Annotated in this window: 13 protein-coding genes and 4 tRNA genes; 15 read left to right on the top strand and 2 right to left on the bottom strand. The window is 60.0% G+C overall.

Annotation, left to right across the window (positions count from 1 at the left end; all coding sequences use genetic code 11):
• Positions 1 to 16: 16 nt before the first annotated feature.
• The 4 genes from Q6A47_RS18220 (at position 17) to Q6A47_RS18205 (ending at position 4,441) form a co-directional block, all read left to right on the top strand.
• Positions 17 to 820: an MOSC domain-containing protein gene (locus Q6A47_RS18220; RefSeq protein WP_304485008.1), complete on the top strand. Its 804-nt coding sequence runs from the start codon at positions 17 to 19 to the stop codon at positions 818 to 820.
• A 98-nt stretch (positions 821 to 918) separates the two neighbouring features.
• Entirely contained in the window at positions 919 to 1,602 is a 684-nt protein-coding gene (locus Q6A47_RS18215) for a response regulator transcription factor (protein WP_039576556.1), read from the top strand.
• The gene (locus Q6A47_RS18210) at positions 1,599 to 2,921 is read left to right on the top strand and encodes an ATP-binding protein (RefSeq protein ID WP_304485007.1); all 1,323 of its coding nucleotides are present in this window, start codon (positions 1,599 to 1,601) and stop codon (positions 2,919 to 2,921) included. Before Q6A47_RS18215 ends, Q6A47_RS18210 begins: the two co-directional genes overlap by 4 nt.
• A 119-nt stretch (positions 2,922 to 3,040) precedes the next feature.
• The gene (locus tag Q6A47_RS18205) at positions 3,041 to 4,441 is read left to right on the top strand and encodes an aspartate aminotransferase family protein (protein WP_304485006.1); all 1,401 of its coding nucleotides are present in this window, start codon (positions 3,041 to 3,043) and stop codon (positions 4,439 to 4,441) included.
• 77 nt (positions 4,442 to 4,518) lie between these two features.
• Here the strand turns inward: Q6A47_RS18205 and folD are convergent, their stop codons facing one another.
• Positions 4,519 to 5,373 (bottom strand): bifunctional methylenetetrahydrofolate dehydrogenase/methenyltetrahydrofolate cyclohydrolase FolD, encoded by an 855-nt coding sequence (folD, locus tag Q6A47_RS18200; RefSeq protein WP_304485005.1) that lies wholly within the window; start codon positions 5,371 to 5,373, stop codon positions 4,519 to 4,521.
• A 259-nt stretch (positions 5,374 to 5,632) separates the two neighbouring features.
• Between folD and Q6A47_RS18195 the strand changes: the two genes are divergently transcribed.
• From Q6A47_RS18195 to Q6A47_RS18145, 11 genes are all read left to right on the top strand, one after another.
• Positions 5,633 to 5,709, top strand: a tRNA-Arg gene (locus tag Q6A47_RS18195).
• A gap of 42 nt (positions 5,710 to 5,751) precedes the next feature.
• Positions 5,752 to 5,827 (top strand) — tRNA-His (locus Q6A47_RS18190).
• A gap of 54 nt (positions 5,828 to 5,881) precedes the next feature.
• A tRNA-Leu gene (locus Q6A47_RS18185) sits at positions 5,882 to 5,966 on the top strand.
• A gap of 35 nt (positions 5,967 to 6,001) precedes the next feature.
• A tRNA-His gene (locus Q6A47_RS18180) sits at positions 6,002 to 6,077 on the top strand.
• Positions 6,078 to 6,258: 181 nt separating this feature from the next.
• Positions 6,259 to 6,558, top strand: a complete 300-nt coding sequence (locus tag Q6A47_RS18175; RefSeq protein WP_304485004.1) for a DUF6388 family protein — start codon at positions 6,259 to 6,261, stop codon at positions 6,556 to 6,558.
• A gap of 235 nt (positions 6,559 to 6,793) precedes the next feature.
• Positions 6,794 to 8,107: a trigger factor gene (gene tig / locus Q6A47_RS18170; RefSeq protein WP_039576571.1), complete on the top strand. Its 1,314-nt coding sequence runs from the start codon at positions 6,794 to 6,796 to the stop codon at positions 8,105 to 8,107.
• A 90-nt stretch (positions 8,108 to 8,197) separates the two neighbouring features.
• Positions 8,198 to 8,839 (top strand): ATP-dependent Clp endopeptidase proteolytic subunit ClpP, encoded by a 642-nt coding sequence (gene clpP / locus Q6A47_RS18165; protein WP_029613529.1) that lies wholly within the window; start codon positions 8,198 to 8,200, stop codon positions 8,837 to 8,839.
• A 108-nt stretch (positions 8,840 to 8,947) separates the two neighbouring features.
• On the top strand, positions 8,948 to 10,231 hold the full coding sequence (gene clpX / locus Q6A47_RS18160; protein WP_304485003.1) for an ATP-dependent Clp protease ATP-binding subunit ClpX: 1,284 nt from the start codon (positions 8,948 to 8,950) through the stop codon (positions 10,229 to 10,231).
• Between the two features lie 154 nt (positions 10,232 to 10,385).
• Positions 10,386 to 12,782 carry an endopeptidase La gene (lon, locus tag Q6A47_RS18155; protein WP_304485002.1) on the top strand — a complete coding sequence of 799 codons (2,397 nt, stop codon included), beginning with the start codon at positions 10,386 to 10,388 and terminating at the stop codon, positions 12,780 to 12,782.
• 148 nt (positions 12,783 to 12,930) lie between these two features.
• Positions 12,931 to 13,203: an HU family DNA-binding protein gene (locus Q6A47_RS18150; RefSeq protein ID WP_029613532.1), complete on the top strand. Its 273-nt coding sequence runs from the start codon at positions 12,931 to 12,933 to the stop codon at positions 13,201 to 13,203.
• Positions 13,204 to 13,385: 182 nt separating this feature from the next.
• Positions 13,386 to 15,257 carry a SurA N-terminal domain-containing protein gene (locus Q6A47_RS18145; RefSeq protein ID WP_039576578.1) on the top strand — a complete coding sequence of 624 codons (1,872 nt, stop codon included), beginning with the start codon at positions 13,386 to 13,388 and terminating at the stop codon, positions 15,255 to 15,257.
• Positions 15,258 to 15,376: 119 nt separating this feature from the next.
• Here the strand turns inward: Q6A47_RS18145 and Q6A47_RS18140 are convergent, their stop codons facing one another.
• Positions 15,377 to 16,414, bottom strand: a complete 1,038-nt coding sequence (locus Q6A47_RS18140; protein WP_039576581.1) for a patatin-like phospholipase family protein — start codon at positions 16,412 to 16,414, stop codon at positions 15,377 to 15,379.
• Positions 16,415 to 16,538: the final 124 nt, after the last annotated feature.

Below are 16,538 nucleotides of genomic sequence, written 5' to 3'. Positions count from 1 at the left end.
GCGTGAGGCGGTTGGCATGTTTCTGAGTGCGTTGTACCGGTATCCGGTGAAATCAGGCCAGGCGCAGTGCCTGGCCGAATCGGCGCTCGACGCTCTTGGCCTGGACGGCGACCGACGCTGGATGGTGGTCGAGCAGGACACGGGTCGGTTTCTGACCCAGCGCGCCTGGCCGCAGCTTGGGCGGCTCAAGGCCTGCCCCGATGAAGACGGCGCTTTGTTGCTGGAGGCGCTGGGGCATTCGCCGTTGCAGGTGCGGGTGCCGGAAGCCGACGAAAATCTGCGAGGGGTCACTCTGTGGCGCGACACCTTGCGCGTGCCCGACGCTGGAGAGGCCGCCGCACAGTGGCTCAGCCAACTGCTGGACAAGCCCGTGCGCCTGGTGCATTGCCCACGCCAGCGGGCACGCTACTTGCCCAGCGGCTATGGGCTGGACACCGATCGAGCTGCCTTTCCCGACGGTTTTCCCTTTTTGCTGATCGGTCAGTCGTCGCTCGATGAGCTCAATCGACGCATCGGTCGTCCCCTGCAGATGTTGCGTTTTCGCCCTAACCTGGTGGTCGAAGGCGCCGAGCCCTTTGCCGAGGATGGTTGGAAGCGTATCCGTATCGGTGAACTGACCTTTCGCGTACTCAAACCGAGCGTGCGCTGCATCCTGACCACCCTTGACCCGGACACGGGCGAGCGCAGCGCCGATCGGGAGCCGTTGACCACGTTGAAGACATTCCGCGAGCGCGACGGCGATGTGCTGTTCGGGCAGAACCTGGCCGTCGATGGCCGCGGGCGTCTCGAGGTGGGCATGCCGGTGGAGGTGTTGGAGTAGCAGCTTGGGGGAGGCGACGGCAGGCGCTTGTCGCGCCATAATCGGCCCTTAATCGCACCCTGTTGCACTGCGCGTCCCATACCCGGAGATTCCCTTAAATGCATGTTCTGCTCTGCGAGGATGACGATCTGATCGCCAGCGGCATCTGCGCCGGACTGGCGGCTCAGGGGCTGACGATCGATCGGGTGGCCAGCGCCTCGGCGGCGCGGGCATTGCTGCAGGCAGCGCAGTTCGATGTGATGATTCTCGATCTGGGGCTGCCTGACGAAGACGGTCTCAAACTGCTGCGTCGTCTACGTCAGCAGGGCGAATTGCTGCCGGTGCTGGTGCTGACGGCCCGCGACGCCGTCACTGATCGTGTCGAGGGGCTTCAGGCGGGGGCCGATGATTACCTGCTCAAACCGTTCGACCTGCGCGAGCTCGCCGCGCGTCTGCACACCCTGCTGCGGCGCGTGGCCGGGCGTGCGGTCAATGTCATCGAGCATGGACCTTTGTGCTACAACCCCAGCAGCTGCGAAGCGACGCTGGCTGGGCGGCCCGTGGATCTGTCGCGGCGCGAACAGGCGCTGCTCCAGGCGTTTCTGCAGAATCCTGGTCGAGTGCTGTCCGGCGAGCAGCTCAAGGATTGCGTATACGGCTTCAGCGACGAGGTCGAAAGCAACGCTCTCAACGTCCATATCCATCACCTGCGGCGCAAGCTTGGCAACAGCATCGTCGAAACCGTGCGTGGCCTGGGCTACCGTCTCGGTCCAGCGCAGGTCAACGAGGAGCGCGCGCCATGAGCTTGCGCGTGCGCCTGTCACTGATTCTCGGCAGTGCCTTCATCCTGATCTGGATTCTGGCGGCGGCCTGGATGCTGCGCGACTTGCGCCAACAGATGATGTTTTCCCTCGACCAGCGCCTGGTGGCCTCCGCGCGCATGGTGGCGGGACTTGTCGATCAACTGCCTCAGCCGCTGACCGGCAAGGACCGTGAAGCGCACTTTGCCGCCGACCAGTTCAGCGTTCCAGACGGCATGGCCTGCCAGGTCAGCTCCCTGCGTGGTGAGATTCTGGCCAGCAACCATAAGCACGACGGCAGCATGGACGACCAGCGCAGCGGCTTTCGCGATCAGACCATCGATGGCAGTGCCTGGCGTACCTTTACCTACAACCACGGTGATGTGCGTATCACCACGGCCGATAGGCATCAGGAGCGCGAGGCGCTCAATCGCTCGATTTTGCTGGCGGCCTCGGCGCCGGTGTTGATGGCCCTGCTCGGCAGCCTGGGCCTGCTGTGGATCGGTCTAGGCAAGGGTCTGGAGCCGCTCAACCGCATGCGCGATGCCTTGCGCCGGCGCCGCGCCGACAGCGTCGAGCCGCTGCAGGTGGCGGGTATGCCCAGCGAGTTGCAGCCGCTGCTGGAAACCCAGAACCAGTTGTTCCTGCGCATCGCTCAGACGCTGGAGCGCGAGCGGCGTCTGACCGACGATGCCGCGCACGAGCTGCGCAGCCCCCTGACCGCGATCAAGACCCATCTGCAGGTGGCGCGCATGACCGACGGCCAGGTGCGCGAGCAGGCGCTGGAGCATGCCGAGCAAGGCACCGATCGCATGCACCGCACCTTGGAGCAGTTGCTGATGCTGGCGCGGGTCGAGGGCAGCTTGTCGTTCGACGATGGGGTGCAGTGCAGCGCCGAGCAGGTCGCACGCCTGGCGATGCAGGATGCCAGTGGTGGAGATAACCGGCGCATCGCGCTGCATTTGCCGCAGGAAGCGGCGCGCGTTTACCTGGGCATGCCGGCGCCACTGGCAGTAGCGGCATTGCGCAATCTGCTGGATAACGCGCTGCGCCACGGTGGCAGCGAGGCGGTGGAGTTGGAGGTGCAGATGGCCGAAGGCCAGGTGGGGTTCGTGGTGCGCGACCACGGTCCGGGTATCGCCGATGAAGATCTGGAGCATTTGACCGAGCGGTTCTGGCGCAACAGCAAGAGTCTGGGCAGCGGGCTGGGCTTGGCGATCGTGCAGGCGATCGTGCAGCGTTGCGCCGGCAGCTTGAAATTCGACAGTCGCAGCGATGGTCTGCGGGTGTGCCTGCAGGTGCCGGTGCGCGAGCTGACTTGAAGTAAGAAGCGGGCTAAATCCCCGCCTGGCTCAAGCGTTTCACAAGCAATGACTTCCCGGCACTCTCTGCGCTGACAGGCGCGTGACGGGCGTCTCTACTTGCTTGCGAGGGTTCGCCGATGTCGACCGTTTCCCGTCTCGCCCAGGCGCTGCCTGCCTGCGTGCCAGAGACCCTGTATACGTTTCGTGAGTCACCCCTGCTATTGCGTCAACAGCAGCAGGAGTCCAATGCGCGCAGCTATCCGCGGCGTATTCCGCTGGCACTCAAGCGCGCCCGTGGCATCCATGTGGAAGATGTCGAGGGGCGACAGTTCATCGACTGCCTCGCTGGCGCGGGCACCCTGGCATTGGGGCACAACCATCCGGTTGTGGTGGAGGCGATCCAGCGGGTGTTGGCTGACGAGTTACCGCTGCACACCCTTGACCTGACTACGCCGGTCAAGGATCAATTCGTTCAGGACTTGTTCGCTGTGCTGCCGGAGTCCTTGCGGCGGGATGCGAAGATCCAGTTCTGCGGGCCAACGGGCACCGACGCGGTGGAAGCTGCATTGAAGCTGGTGCGCACGGCCACCGGGCGCAGCACTGTGCTCGCTTTCCAGGGTGGCTACCATGGCATGACTCAGGGCGCGTTGAGCCTGATGGGCAGTCTGGGGCCGAAGAAAGCACTGGGGGCGCTACTGAGCAGCGGCGTGCAGTTCATGCCTTATCCGTATGATTACCGATGCCCGTTCGGCCTCGGCGGCGAAGCTGGCGTGCGGGCCAATCTGCATTATCTGGAAAATCTCTTGCTCGACCCCGAGGCGGGTGTGCAGTTGCCTGCTGCGGTCATCCTGGAGGTGGTGCAAGGTGAGGGTGGTGTCATTCCAGCGGACATCGAGTGGTTGCGTGGTGTGCGCCGAATCACCGAAAAAGCCGGAGTGGCGTTGATCGTTGACGAAATCCAGAGCGGCTTTGCCCGCACAGGGCGGATGTTCGCCTTCGAACATGCCGGCATCGTGCCAGACGTGGTCACCCTGTCCAAGGCCATTGGTGGCAGCCTGCCGCTTGCCGTGGTGGTCTACCGTGATTGGCTGGATACCTGGGCCCCGGGCGCTCACGCGGGCACCTTCCGCGGTAATCAGATGGCCATGGCGGCGGGTTCTGCGGTGATCGACTATCTGGTGGAACACCGCTTGGACGAACATGCGCATGCCATGGGGCAGCGGCTGCGCGGCCATTTGCAGCACCTGCAGCGTGATTATCCGCAGTTGGGCGATATCCGTGGGCGGGGTTTGATGCTAGGTGTGGAGTTGGTCGATCCGCAGGGTGCGCGGGATGCGCTCGGTCATCCGCTCGCCTCGCCGGAGCTGGCGCCCAAGGTGCAGCGCGAATGCCTGAGGCGCGGGCTGATTCTTGAGCTCGGCGGTCGGCATGGTGCGGTGGTGCGGTTCCTGCCACCACTGATCATCAGTGCCGAGCAGATCGATGAGGTCGCCGAGCGCTTCGCGCGTGCGGTACAGGCGGCGGTCGCCTCGGACTGAGTGAGCAGCCGTCTGTTCAGTTGGGCGATGGCTTAGAAGAAAGGCACCTTTTCAGGTGCCTTTCTTTATAGGGTGCCTCAGCCGTGCAGCTCTTCTGCTGCGTAGAGGGTGTTCTCCAGCAGGCAGGCGCGGGTCATGGGACCGACGCCGCCTGGAACTGGCGTGATCCATCCTGCACGCGGCAGGGCAGTTTCATACACGACATCGCCGACCAGCTTGCCGGCGTCCTGACGATTGATGCCGACGTCAATGACGATGGCGCCTTCCTTGATCCATTCCCCCTTCACCAAGCCGGGCTTGCCCGCCGCCACCACGACCAGATCGGCGCGGCCGACATGGCCTGCCAGATCCTGCGTGAAGCGGTGGCAGACGGTCACGGTGCAGCCAGCCAGGAGCAGTTCCATGGCCATGGGGCGGCCAACGATGTTCGAGGCACCCACGATCACGGCGTTCATGCCGTAAAGCTCCTGACCGGTGCTGTGCAGCAGGGTCATGATGCCTTTCGGTGTGCACGGGCGCAGCAGTGGAATGCGCTGGGCCAGACGGCCGACGTTATAGGGGTGGAAACCGTCGACATCCTTGTCTGGACGAATGCGCTCGAGCAGCAGCGAAGCGTCCAGGTGAGCAGGCAGTGGCAGTTGCAGCAGAATGCCGTCGACGGCTGGGTCGTCGTTGAGGCGGTCGATCAGATCGGATAGGGCTTGCTGCGTGGTATCGCTGGGCAGGTCGAACGCCTGGGAGATGAAGCCGACTTCTTCACAGTCTTTGCGCTTGTGCGAAACGTAGACTTGGGAGGCCGGATCGGTGCCGACCAGGATCACCGCCAGGCCCGGGGTACGCAGGCCCTGCTGGCGGCGTTGCGCGACACGTTGGGCGATCTGCTGGCGCAGGTTGGCGGCGATCGCCTTGCCATCGATAAGGTGTGCAGTCATAGACGCGTGATTAACCATCGAGAAGGGAACAATAAAGAGGGCGCATTCTCGCACGACCGCAGCCGAGGGCAAAGGCGCGTGGTCGGGCAAATCTTCTAAGCCCTTCAATAATTTAAATTTTTTTGAGAAAGGTGTTGACGCTAATACAAGGTGCCTATTAAGATTCGCCGCACTTGTCGGGCACAGCCTAGCACTGGTTGGTGAAGTCGGGCAGAATGGGTGGTTTTCTGATCGCTTGTTCGGTTTGGCATCAGCTCTTGCGCCCGTAGCTCAGCTGGATAGAGCATCCGCCTTCTAAGCGGATGGTCGCAGGTTCGAGTCCTGCCGGGTGCGCCATTAGGCAGCTTGGGCAAGCAAGTCGGTCTGTAAAGCGATATGGTGGGCGTAGCTCAGTTGGTAGAGCGCTGGATTGTGATTCCAGTTGTCGTGGGTTCGATTCCCATCGTCCACCCCATATTTTGCGAAGGCGCCTTGATGGTAAATCCGGCGCCTTTGTCTTGAGCGTCATGCGGACGTGGTGAAATTGGTAGACACACTGGATTTAGGTTCCAGCGGCGCAAGCTGTAAGAGTTCGAGTCTCTTCGTCCGCACCATGTTTCTCTAAGTTGTACGGTAACACTGCATTCTGGTGGGCGTAGCTCAGTTGGTAGAGCGCTGGATTGTGATTCCAGTTGTCGTGGGTTCGATTCCCATCGTCCACCCCATATTCATTCGAGGGCGCCTTGATCTTGCGATCGGGCGCCTTTGTCGTTTCTGCTCGGGTTGTTGCGGTGCTTGAGGCGTGTCTGTTTTGCCGCTCGCGCGAGTCTACTGGTGGCGCGAGCCTGGAAGCTGATAGATTTCAACCGGTTGAGAAGCGGGTCGTGGCCGGTGGAGGGCTTACCGATGATTGCAAAAGAAGCACGTCAGGCTTTGGCATTGCAGCGCTTCTGCCAAAGCCATCCGCAACTGCTCGAAGAGATTCGTGAGCTTGAGCCGCGCGAGCAGGCGCAGCAAATCGAATGGGCGTTCGAGGACGCGGCTCAGGAGCAGGGTGTCGAGCCCTGGGAGTTGGCGTTGCAACTGATTGCAGAAACGCCGGAGCAGTTGCAGGCCATGCGCCTGGAGACCCATCGCGAGGTCGCAGATGCGCTGGGTATGTCGTGGCAAGAATACTGCGGTTTCAATGACATCGAGCCGTCTTGAGCGACTTTGCGGCCAGCGTCGAGCGAGTGAGTTCCAGGGTGCCTGGGTGATCGCCCTCCAGGCCGCAATTAATGAGGCCTCAAGCGTTTCGTTACAGGTTTATCAAGGAAAACGACCGTCGTAGCGTTCGGTATTCTGGGTGGGGTGACTTCTGGTGTCTGAATCACTAGAATATTCGCCCTTGATTCTGGAGTCGGGCTATCGCCGGCTAACGTCTGTGCAACGAGGAATATCCATGCAAGTTTCTGTTGAAAACACTTCCGCTCTCGAGCGCCGCATGACCATCGCCGTTCCGGCCGAGCGCGTCGAGAACGAAGTCAACAAGCGTCTGCAACAGACTGCCCGTCGTGCCAAGGTCCCGGGCTTCCGTCCAGGCAAGGTTCCGATGAGCGTTATTCGTCAGCGTTACGAAGACGCGGCCCGTCAGGAAGCCTTCGGTGACCTGGTGCAGGCCTCCTTCTACGAAGCCGTGGTCGAGCAGAAGCTCAACCCTGCGGGTTCGCCGGCCGTCGAGCCGAAGTCGTTCGAAAAAGGCAAGGATCTCGAGTTCGTTGCCATCTTCGAAGTATTCCCCGAGTTCACCGTCGCCGGTTTCGAATCGATCAACGTCGAGCGCCTGAGCGCCGAAGTGGCGGATGCCGATCTGGACACCATGCTCGAAGTGCTGCGCAAGCAAAACGTGCGTTTCGAAGCGGTAGAGCGCGCGGCCGAGAAAGACGATCAGGTCAACATCGACTTCGTCGGTAAGATCGATGGCGAAGCCTTCGCGGGCGGCTCGGCCCAAAACACCCCGTTGGTATTGGGCTCCGGTCGTATGATTCCGGGCTTCGAAGACGGCCTGGTCGGCGCCAAAGCCGGCGAAGAGCGCGTGGTCAACGTGACCTTCCCAGAGGATTATCAGAACCTGGACCTGGCCAACAAGGCCGCCGAGTTCACCATCACCGTGAACAGCGTTTCTGCGCCGGTACTGCCTGAGTTGAACGAAGCGTTCTTCGCCCAGTTCGGTATCAAGGAATCGTCCCTGGAAGGTTTCCGCACCGAAGTTCGCAAGAACATGGAGCGCGAACTGCGCCAGGCCATCAAGACCAAGGTCAAGAATCAGGTCATGGATGGTCTGCTGGCCGCCAACCCGGTCGACGTACCGAAGGCGCTGCTGGAAAATGAAGTCAATCGTCTGCGCGTCCAGGCTGTTCAGCAGTTCGGCGGCAACATCAAGCCTGATCAACTGCCAGCCGAGCTGTTCGAAGAGCAAGCCAAGCGTCGCGTGGTGCTGGGCCTGATCGTTGCCGAGGTGGTCAAGCAGTTCGACCTCAAGCCGGACGACGCCAAGGTTCGTGAGATGATCGAGGAGATGGCGTCCGCTTACCAGGAGCCTGAACAGGTCATCGCTTGGTACTACAAGAATGACCAGCAAATGAACGAAGTGCGTTCGGTTGTGCTGGAAGAGCAAGTTGTAGATACTGTCCTGCAGAAAGCGACTGTGACCGACAAGTCGGTCTCGTACGAAGAGGCTGTCAAGCCAGCACAGGCTCCTGCCGAAGCTGAGTGATTTGCTACTTTGTAGGAAACCCCACAAGCCAGCCTTCGGGCTGGCTTGTGCGTTATTAAAGCCATGACTATTTGGGAGTGAGTGCAGGACATGTCCCGCAATTCTTATATTCAGCAGAGCTCTGACATCCAGGCCGCAGGCGGTCTGGTCCCGATGGTTATCGAGCAGTCCGCCCGTGGCGAACGTGCCTACGACATCTACTCGCGCCTGTTGAAGGAGCGTGTGATCTTCCTAGTCGGGCCTGTAGAGGACTACATGGCCAACCTGGTCGTGGCGCAGCTGCTGTTCCTTGAGGCGGAAAACCCCGACAAGGATATCCATCTCTACATCAACTCGCCGGGCGGTTCGGTGACCGCTGGCATGTCGATCTACGACACCATGCAGTTCATCAAGCCCGACGTTTCCACTATCTGCATCGGCCAGGCCTGCAGCATGGGTGCGTTCCTGCTGGCTGCAGGTGCCGCGGGCAAGCGTCATTGCCTGCCCAACTCGCGAGTGATGATTCACCAGCCGCTGGGCGGCTTCCAGGGCCAGGCGACCGATATCGAGATCCATGCCCAGGAAATCCTCAGCATCAAAGCCCGCTTGAACGAGCTGTTGGCTTTCCACACCGGCCAGGATCTGGAAACCATCAAGCGCGATACCGAGCGCGACAACTTCATGAGCGCCTCGCGCGCGGCCGAGTATGGTTTGGTCGACTCGGTCTACGACAAGCGGCAACTGGTGTCCTGAGCCCAGGCGCCAGAGCGGGCGGGCGCCCAAGGCGCCTGCCTGCGGACTTGAAAAAGCCCGCAATTGCCTTCATCTTGTGTTGCAAGCCTACCGGATTGGATCGATCGAATGACTGACACCCGTAACGGCGAGGACAACGGCAAATTGCTCTATTGCTCCTTCTGCGGCAAAAGCCAGCACGAAGTGCGCAAATTGATTGCCGGGCCCTCGGTATTTATCTGCGACGAGTGCGTCGACCTGTGCAATGACATCATCCGCGAGGAGGTGCAGGAAGCCCAGGCCGAAAGCAGCGCGCACAAATTGCCTTCGCCGAAAGAAATCAGCGGCATTCTTGACCAGTATGTGATTGGTCAGGAACGTGCCAAGAAGGTGCTCGCCGTAGCGGTGTACAACCACTACAAGCGCCTCAATCAGCGTGACAAGAAAGGCGACGAAGTCGAGCTGGGCAAGAGCAACATCCTGCTGATCGGCCCGACTGGCTCGGGTAAGACCCTGCTCGCCGAAACCCTCGCTCGCCTGCTGAACGTACCCTTCACCATCGCTGACGCCACCACCCTGACCGAAGCCGGTTATGTCGGTGAGGACGTCGAGAACATCATTCAGAAACTGCTGCAGAAGTGCGACTACGATGTGGACAAGGCCCAGATGGGTATCGTCTACATCGACGAGATCGACAAGATTTCGCGCAAGTCGGACAACCCGTCCATCACCCGTGACGTTTCGGGCGAGGGCGTGCAGCAGGCGCTTTTGAAGCTGATCGAAGGCACCGTCGCCTCCGTACCGCCGCAGGGCGGTCGCAAGCACCCGCAGCAGGAGTTCCTGCAGGTCGATACCCGCAACATCCTGTTCATTTGCGGCGGGGCATTCTCGGGCCTGGAGAAGGTCATCCAGAATCGCTCCACCAAGGGCGGCATCGGCTTTAGCGCGCAAGTGCGCAGCCAGCAGGAAGGCAAGAAGGTGGGTGAGTCGCTGCGCGAGGTCGAGCCGGACGATTTGGTCAAGTTCGGCCTGATCCCTGAGTTCGTGGGTCGCCTGCCGGTATTGGCGACGCTCGACGAACTGGATGAGGCTGCACTGATGCAGATCCTCACCGAGCCGAAGAACGCCTTGACCAAGCAGTACGCCAAGCTGTTCGAGATGGAAAGTGTGGATCTGGAGTTCCGCAGCGACGCGCTCAAGGCCGTTGCCCGCAAGGCGCTGGAGCGCAAGACTGGTGCGCGCGGTCTACGTTCGATCCTCGAAGGCGTTCTGCTCGACACCATGTACGAGATTCCTTCGCAGAAGGAAGTCAGCAAGGTGGTCATCGACGAGAGCGTCATCGAAGGTGCCTCGCAGCCGCTGCTCATCTATGAGAACAGTGAGCCGCAAGCCAAAGCCGCACCTGACGCCTGAGTCGGACGCGGCGTGAGTGAAGTCTGAAGGGGCCTACGGGCCCTTTCTGCTTTTCTGGCGCCAGCGCTTGTATTTTTGCCTACCTACCCCCACATTAGCCCCAAGCACTATTTCCACCGGTTTCCGGCCGACAGGCCGCTGTAGAGGCGAAATCATGAAGACCACTCTCGACTTGCCTCTTTTGCCATTGCGCGATGTCGTCGTTTATCCGCATATGGTTATCCCGCTGTTCGTGGGACGCGAGAAGTCCATCGAAGCACTTGAGGCTGCGATGATGGGTGAAAAGCAGATTCTCCTGCTCGCCCAGAAAAACCCAGCCGATGACGACCCGGGTGAAGATGCCCTGTACCGTGTCGGCACGGTCGCTACTGTCCTGCAATTGCTCAAACTGCCCGATGGCACCGTCAAGGTGCTGGTCGAGGGTGAGCAGCGGGGTGCGGTCGAACGCTTCAGCGAGATCGATGGGCATATTCGTGCCGAGGTCAGCCTGATCGACGAAGTCGAGACGGCGGAGCGTGAGTCCGAAGTCTTCGTACGTACGCTGCTATCGCAGTTCGAGCAGTACGTGCAGTTGGGCAAGAAAGTGCCGGCAGAAGTGTTGTCGTCGCTCAACAGCATCGAAGAGCCTGGACGCCTGGTCGATACCATGGCGGCCCACATGGCATTGAAGATCGAGCAGAAGCAGGAAATCCTCGAGATCATCGAGTTGTCGGCGCGTGTCGAGCATGTACTGGCGCTGCTGGATGCCGAAATCGACCTGTTGCAGGTCGAAAAGCGTATTCGCGGCCGGGTCAAAAAACAGATGGAGCGCAGTCAGCGCGAGTACTACTTGAATGAGCAGATGAAAGCCATTCAGAAGGAGCTTGGCGACGGCGATGAAGGTCACAATGAAATCGAGGAGCTGAAGAAGCGCATCGATGCCGCGGGTCTTCCCAAAGATGCATTCTCCAAGGCTCAAGCCGAGCTGAACAAGCTCAAGCAGATGTCCCCGATGTCTGCCGAGGCCACCGTTGTGCGCTCATACCTCGACTGGCTGGTCCAGGTGCCGTGGAAAGCCCAGAGCAAAGTGCGGCTGGACCTGACCAAGGCCGAAGAGATTCTGGACGCCGACCATTACGGCCTGGAAGAGGTCAAGGAGCGCATTCTCGAATACCTCGCTGTGCAGAAGCGGGTGAAGAAAATTCGCGGACCGGTGCTGTGCCTGGTCGGCCCGCCTGGGGTGGGCAAAACCTCGCTGGCTGAGTCGATCGCCGCTGCCACCAACCGCAAGTTCGTGCGCATGGCGCTGGGTGGCGTACGTGACGAAGCTGAGATTCGCGGACACCGCCGCACCTACATTGGCTCGATGCCGGGTCGTCTGATTCAGAAAATGACCAAGGTGGGCGTGCGCAACCCACTGTTCCTGCTCGACGAAATCGACAAAATGGGCAGCGACATGCGCGGCGATCCTGCTTCCGCGCTGCTCGAAGTGCTCGACCCCGAGCAGAACCACAATTTCAACGATCATTATCTGGAAGTCGATTACGATCTCTCGGATGTGATGTTCCTGTGCACCTCGAACTCAATGAACATCCCGCCGGCGCTGCTCGACCGGATGGAAATCATCCGTCTGCCCGGCTACACCGAGGACGAGAAGATCAACATCGCGGTCAAGTACCTGGTGCCCAAGCAGGTCAAGGCCAATGGTTTGAAGAAGGACGAACTTGAGGTCGATGTTTCGGCGATCCGCGACATCATCCGCTACTACACCCGCGAAGCCGGGGTGCGCGGTCTGGAGCGTCAAATCGCCAAGGTGTGCCGCAAGGTGGTCAAGGAGCACACTGGCCTGAAGCAGGTGAAAGTCAAGGTCACGGGCGATCAACTGGAGCATCTGCTCGGTGTGCGCAAGTTCCGCTACGGCCTGGCCGAAACCCAGGATCAGATCGGCCAAGTCACCGGCCTTGCCTGGACTCAGGTCGGTGGCGAGTTGCTGACCATCGAGGCTGTGGTCATTCCGGGCAAAGGCCAACTGATCAAGACCGGCTCGCTTGGCGATGTCATGGTCGAGTCGATCACCGCCGCGCAGACCGTGGTTCGCAGTCGTGCACGCAGCCTCGGCATCGCTGCCGATTTTCACGAGAAGCACGATGTGCACATTCACATGCCCGAGGGCGCTACGCCCAAGGACGGTCCTAGTGCCGGTATCGGCATGTGCACCGCGTTGGTTTCGGCGCTGACCCAGATTCCAGTGCGTGCCGATGTCGCCATGACTGGCGAGATCACCTTGCGTGGGCAGGTGCTGGCCATCGGTGGATTGAAGGAAAAACTGCTGGCGGCGCATCGCGGTGGGATCAAGACCGTGATCATTCCCGAAGAGAATGTGCGCGATCTCAAGGAGATTCCGGAAAATATCAAACAGGATCTGCAGATCAAACCGGTTAAATGGATTGACGAGGTCCTGCAAATTGCGCTGCAATACGCCCCGGAACCCTTGCCAGATGTGGCTCCGGAGATTGTCGCGAAAGAAGAGAAGCGCGACAGCGATGCCAAGGAAAGAATGAGCACGCACTAGTTCGTATCTCATTGGGGGGTTGATTGACACGCTTTCGTCGCCTCGCGCTGAAGCGCAGCGCCAGTGTCACCGAGCCACCCAATGATCGTTTCATGCGGTTTATTACATACTTAGAAACATACTCATTAGAGAGATAAGGGGACTTAGAGTGAACAAGTCGGAACTGATTGACGCTGTTGCTGCTTCTGCTGATATCCCGAAAGCTGTTGCTGGCCGTGCTCTGGACGCAGTAATCGAGTCCGTGACCAATGCTCTGAAAGAAGGTGACAGTGTGGTCCTGGTTGGCTTCGGCACCTTCGCTGTCAAAGAGCGCGCCGAGCGCACTGGCCGCAACCCGCAAACCGGTAAGCCGATCAAGATCGCAGCTGCCAAGACGCCAGGCTTCAAAGCTGGCAAAGGCCTGAAAGACGCCGTCAACTAAGTCGTCTCTTCAGCCGGATCCGGCCAAGTCGGTTCCGAGCACGTCGCGGCGGGGGCCGCAAACGTTCCCGCCGCCACGTTTGCTAAGAAAAGGCGCATCCTCGGATGCGCCTTTCTTTTATCAGGATTCTACCCACTCTCCGCGGTTGTCGATGCAGTGGTACGACCGTTTTTGGGGGACGCATGCTGCAGAATATCAGGGACAATTCACAGGGTTGGATTGCCAAGACCATCATCGGTCTCATCGTTGTGCTTATGGCACTTACCGGTTTTGAGGCCATCTTCCAGGCTGCCAGTCATAGCCAGGACGCTGCCAAGATCAACGGTCAAACCATCAGTCAGGCCGAACTGAGCCAGGCAGTGGACATGGGCCGCCGTCAAATCATGCAACGGATGGGCAAGGACTTCGACCCGGCAAGGCTGGACGAAAAAGTGCTGCGCGAGGCTGCACTGAAGCAGCTGATAGACCGCAAGCTGTTGCTGCAGGGTGCCGAGGATGCCAAGTTCGCCTTCCCGGAAACCGCGCTGGATCAGCTTATCCTGCAGATGCCACAGTTCCAGGTTGCTGGCGCCTTCAGTGCCGAGCGTTTCGACGGCGAAATTCGTCAGTTGGGCTATAACCGGATGCAGTTCCGCGAGGCGCTCAGCCAGGACATGCTGATCAATCAACTGCGTAACGGCATAGGCGGTAGCAGCTTCGTGACAGATCAGCAGGTCGATGCCTTCGCTCGTCTGGAAAATCAGACCCGCGACATCGCCACCATGACCTTCAAGGCCAACCCGGCAGCGGTGCAGGTGAGCGATGCAGAGATCAAGGCTCACTATGATCAGCACGCAAAGGAATTCATGACGCCCGATCAGGTGGTCATCGATTACATCGAGCTGAAGAAAGCAGCCTTCTTCGACCAGGTCTCGGTCAGCGACGATCAACTCCAGGCTGAATACCAGAAGGAAATCGCTAATCTTGCCGAGCAGCGCGATGCTGCGCATATTCTGATCGAAGTCAACGATAAGACTGACGACGCTCAGGCCAAGGCTCGAATCGAAGAGATCCAACAACGCCTGGCTAAAGGTGAAGATTTCGCCAAGCTAGCCAAGGAGTTCTCTCAGGATCCAGGGTCTGCTGCCAATGGTGGCGATCTGGGGCTGGCCGGCCCCGGTGTGTATGACCCGGCATTCGAAGCGGCGCTGTACAAGCTGAACAAAGATCAGGTATCCGCTCCGGTTCGTACCGAATACGGCTATCACCTGATCAAGCTGCTCGGCATTGAGGCGCCTCAGGTTCCGACCTTTGCCAGCCTCAAGGACAAGCTGACCCACGAGCTGAAAACTCAGCAGGTGGAGCAGAAGTTCGTCGAAGTCACCAAGCAGTTGGAGGACTCTGCCTTCGAAGCCTCGGACCTCGCCCAGCCTGCGCAGGAACTGGGCCTGAAAGTGCATACCTCGGCGCCGTTCGGTCGTGAGGGTGGGGAAGGTATCACTGCCAATCGCGCGGTCATCCAGGCAGCCTTCAGCGAAGAAGTGCTGAATGAAGGCGCCAATAGCAATGGCTTGGAGCTCGATCCGGAAACAGTGGTGGTCGTACGGGTCAAAGAGCACCGCAAACCTGAACAACTGGCCTTGGAAGCGGTGTCGTCCACCATCCGTGAGCATCTGGCCAAGGAGAAAGCCACTGCAGAGCTCAAGGTCAAGGCCGACAAGCTGATCGCCGGGCTGCGCGACGGCTCCATTGTGCCGGGCACCGCGCAGGAGGGTCAGCAATGGAAGGTCCTCGAGGCGGTGACTCGCGACCAGGAAGGCGTAGATCCTACCGAGTTGCAGGCGGCCTTCCGCATGGCCAAGCCTGAGTCCAAGGACAAGTCCGTCTACGCCAGCGTGGTGCTCAAGGATGGCAGCCTTGCGGTGTTGCAACTCAAGGGCGTCAACGAGGGTGCAGCAGCGTCCGAACTGGAGAAGCAGCAAATTCGTCAATACCTGGCCTCGCGCACGGGGCAGGCAGACTTCGCGGCTTATCTGAAACACCTGGAAGACACGGCAGACATCACTCGCTACTGAGGGACGCCTTGCTATTGAAACAGGCCGCTTTAGCGGCCTGTTTCATTTCAATACGCACACGTGTTCGCAGCGCCCTACCGGCAGATCAGCCATTGTGCGGGCCGTTGAGCAACGCTCGTTCAGCGTTTCTGTGCTTCGTGCCCGTCGAGTGTATCGCGCGCGATTTCCCGCCCCAGCGCGATGAGTTCGGGCGCCTTGTAGAACTCGAAAAAACGGCACACCCGCTTGGGCACGTTGATCAGCACGTCTGGTGGATAACCTGCAATCTTGTACTGGGCTAATGAGGTTTGCATGACTTCGAAGCTTTGGTTGATCAGATCGAGTAGGGAAGCAGGTCCGACGTTGTCGATGATGAACGACCCGGTCGCCGACTTGGGCGCCCCTTCACGCTCTGGCGCTGCGGCCGGCTGCCCCTGTTGGTCGGTCGGGTCGCTCAACCATGGGTTGCTCTGGCTCATGCGCTCGGCGACGATTTCCTGCTCGATGCGCATCAACTGCTCCGCAGGCTTGCGCCTGAATGGCATGCGCGAACCCAGCGAACTGATCACTGATTCGAAACGCATCCGAAAAGCCGCCGGGCGTTCGACGACCGGCAACTGATACTGTTTCTGATTGGTAGCGTTGAGGTTGACCGCGATGATCAGGTCGCAGTGACTGGAAACCACAGGCACGATCGGCAGTGGGTTCAAGATGCCGCCATCGACCAGCATGCGATTGCCCTGCATCACTGGGGTGAATAGGCTGGGGATCGCTGCGGACGCACGCATGGCCTGATGCAGGCATCCCTCCTGAAACCAGATTTCCTGCTGGTTTGTCAGATCGGCTGCCACAGCAGTGTAGGGGATACGAAGTTGCTCAATATTCATTTCCCCCACGATCTTGCGGATTTGTCCGAATACCTTGTCACCGCGGATGGCCCCCAGGCGAAAGCTCACGTCGACCAGGCGCAGCACATCCAGATAGTCGAGGCTCTCGATCCAGCGCCGATACTCATCGAGTTTGCCAGCAGCGTAGATACCGCCCACCACTGCGCCCATCGAGCAGCCGGCGATACAGGCGATCTCATAGCCGCGGCGTTCGATTTCCTCGATCACACCAATGTGCGCGTACCCTCGGGCGCCGCCCGAGCCAAGTACCAGTGCGACACGTTTGCTCATAGTTTTCCCCACGAGAGTCGGCGATGATCGCCACAATGCACGCTTTGGCGGTCGGGCTTCAATGGCGCTGTGCGCTGTGTCAGGGTCGACGGGCACTTTTCACCGTGCCGACCGTCGAAACAGC

The organism is Pseudomonas boreofloridensis (assembly GCF_030580795.1).
GTDB lineage: Bacteria > Pseudomonadota > Gammaproteobacteria > Pseudomonadales > Pseudomonadaceae > Aquipseudomonas > Aquipseudomonas boreofloridensis.
The sequence above is the reverse complement of the archived record's forward strand: the minus strand, read 5'-3'. Positions and strand labels throughout refer to the sequence as shown.

Excerpts from the sequence above, each read along its gene's own strand:
- Q6A47_RS18215 (WP_039576556.1), top strand. The coding sequence starts at position 919 with ATGCATGTTCTGCTCTGCGAGGATGACGATCTGATCGCCAGCGGCATC.
- clpX (WP_304485003.1), top strand. The coding sequence starts at position 8,948 with ATGACTGACACCCGTAACGGCGAGGACAACGGCAAATTGCTCTATTGC.
- Q6A47_RS18220 (WP_304485008.1), top strand. The coding sequence starts at position 17 with ATGTTTCTGAGTGCGTTGTACCGGTATCCGGTGAAATCAGGCCAGGCG.
- Q6A47_RS18210 (WP_304485007.1), top strand. The coding sequence starts at position 1,599 with ATGAGCTTGCGCGTGCGCCTGTCACTGATTCTCGGCAGTGCCTTCATC.
- clpP (WP_029613529.1), top strand. The coding sequence starts at position 8,198 with ATGTCCCGCAATTCTTATATTCAGCAGAGCTCTGACATCCAGGCCGCA.
- lon (WP_304485002.1), top strand. The coding sequence starts at position 10,386 with ATGAAGACCACTCTCGACTTGCCTCTTTTGCCATTGCGCGATGTCGTC.
- folD (WP_304485005.1), bottom strand. The coding sequence starts at position 5,373 with ATGACTGCACACCTTATCGATGGCAAGGCGATCGCCGCCAACCTGCGC.
- Q6A47_RS18145 (WP_039576578.1), top strand. The coding sequence starts at position 13,386 with ATGCTGCAGAATATCAGGGACAATTCACAGGGTTGGATTGCCAAGACC.
- Q6A47_RS18205 (WP_304485006.1), top strand. The coding sequence starts at position 3,041 with ATGTCGACCGTTTCCCGTCTCGCCCAGGCGCTGCCTGCCTGCGTGCCA.
- tig (WP_039576571.1), top strand. The coding sequence starts at position 6,794 with ATGCAAGTTTCTGTTGAAAACACTTCCGCTCTCGAGCGCCGCATGACC.
- Q6A47_RS18175 (WP_304485004.1), top strand. The coding sequence starts at position 6,259 with ATGATTGCAAAAGAAGCACGTCAGGCTTTGGCATTGCAGCGCTTCTGC.
- Q6A47_RS18140 (WP_039576581.1), bottom strand. The coding sequence starts at position 16,414 with ATGAGCAAACGTGTCGCACTGGTACTTGGCTCGGGCGGCGCCCGAGGG.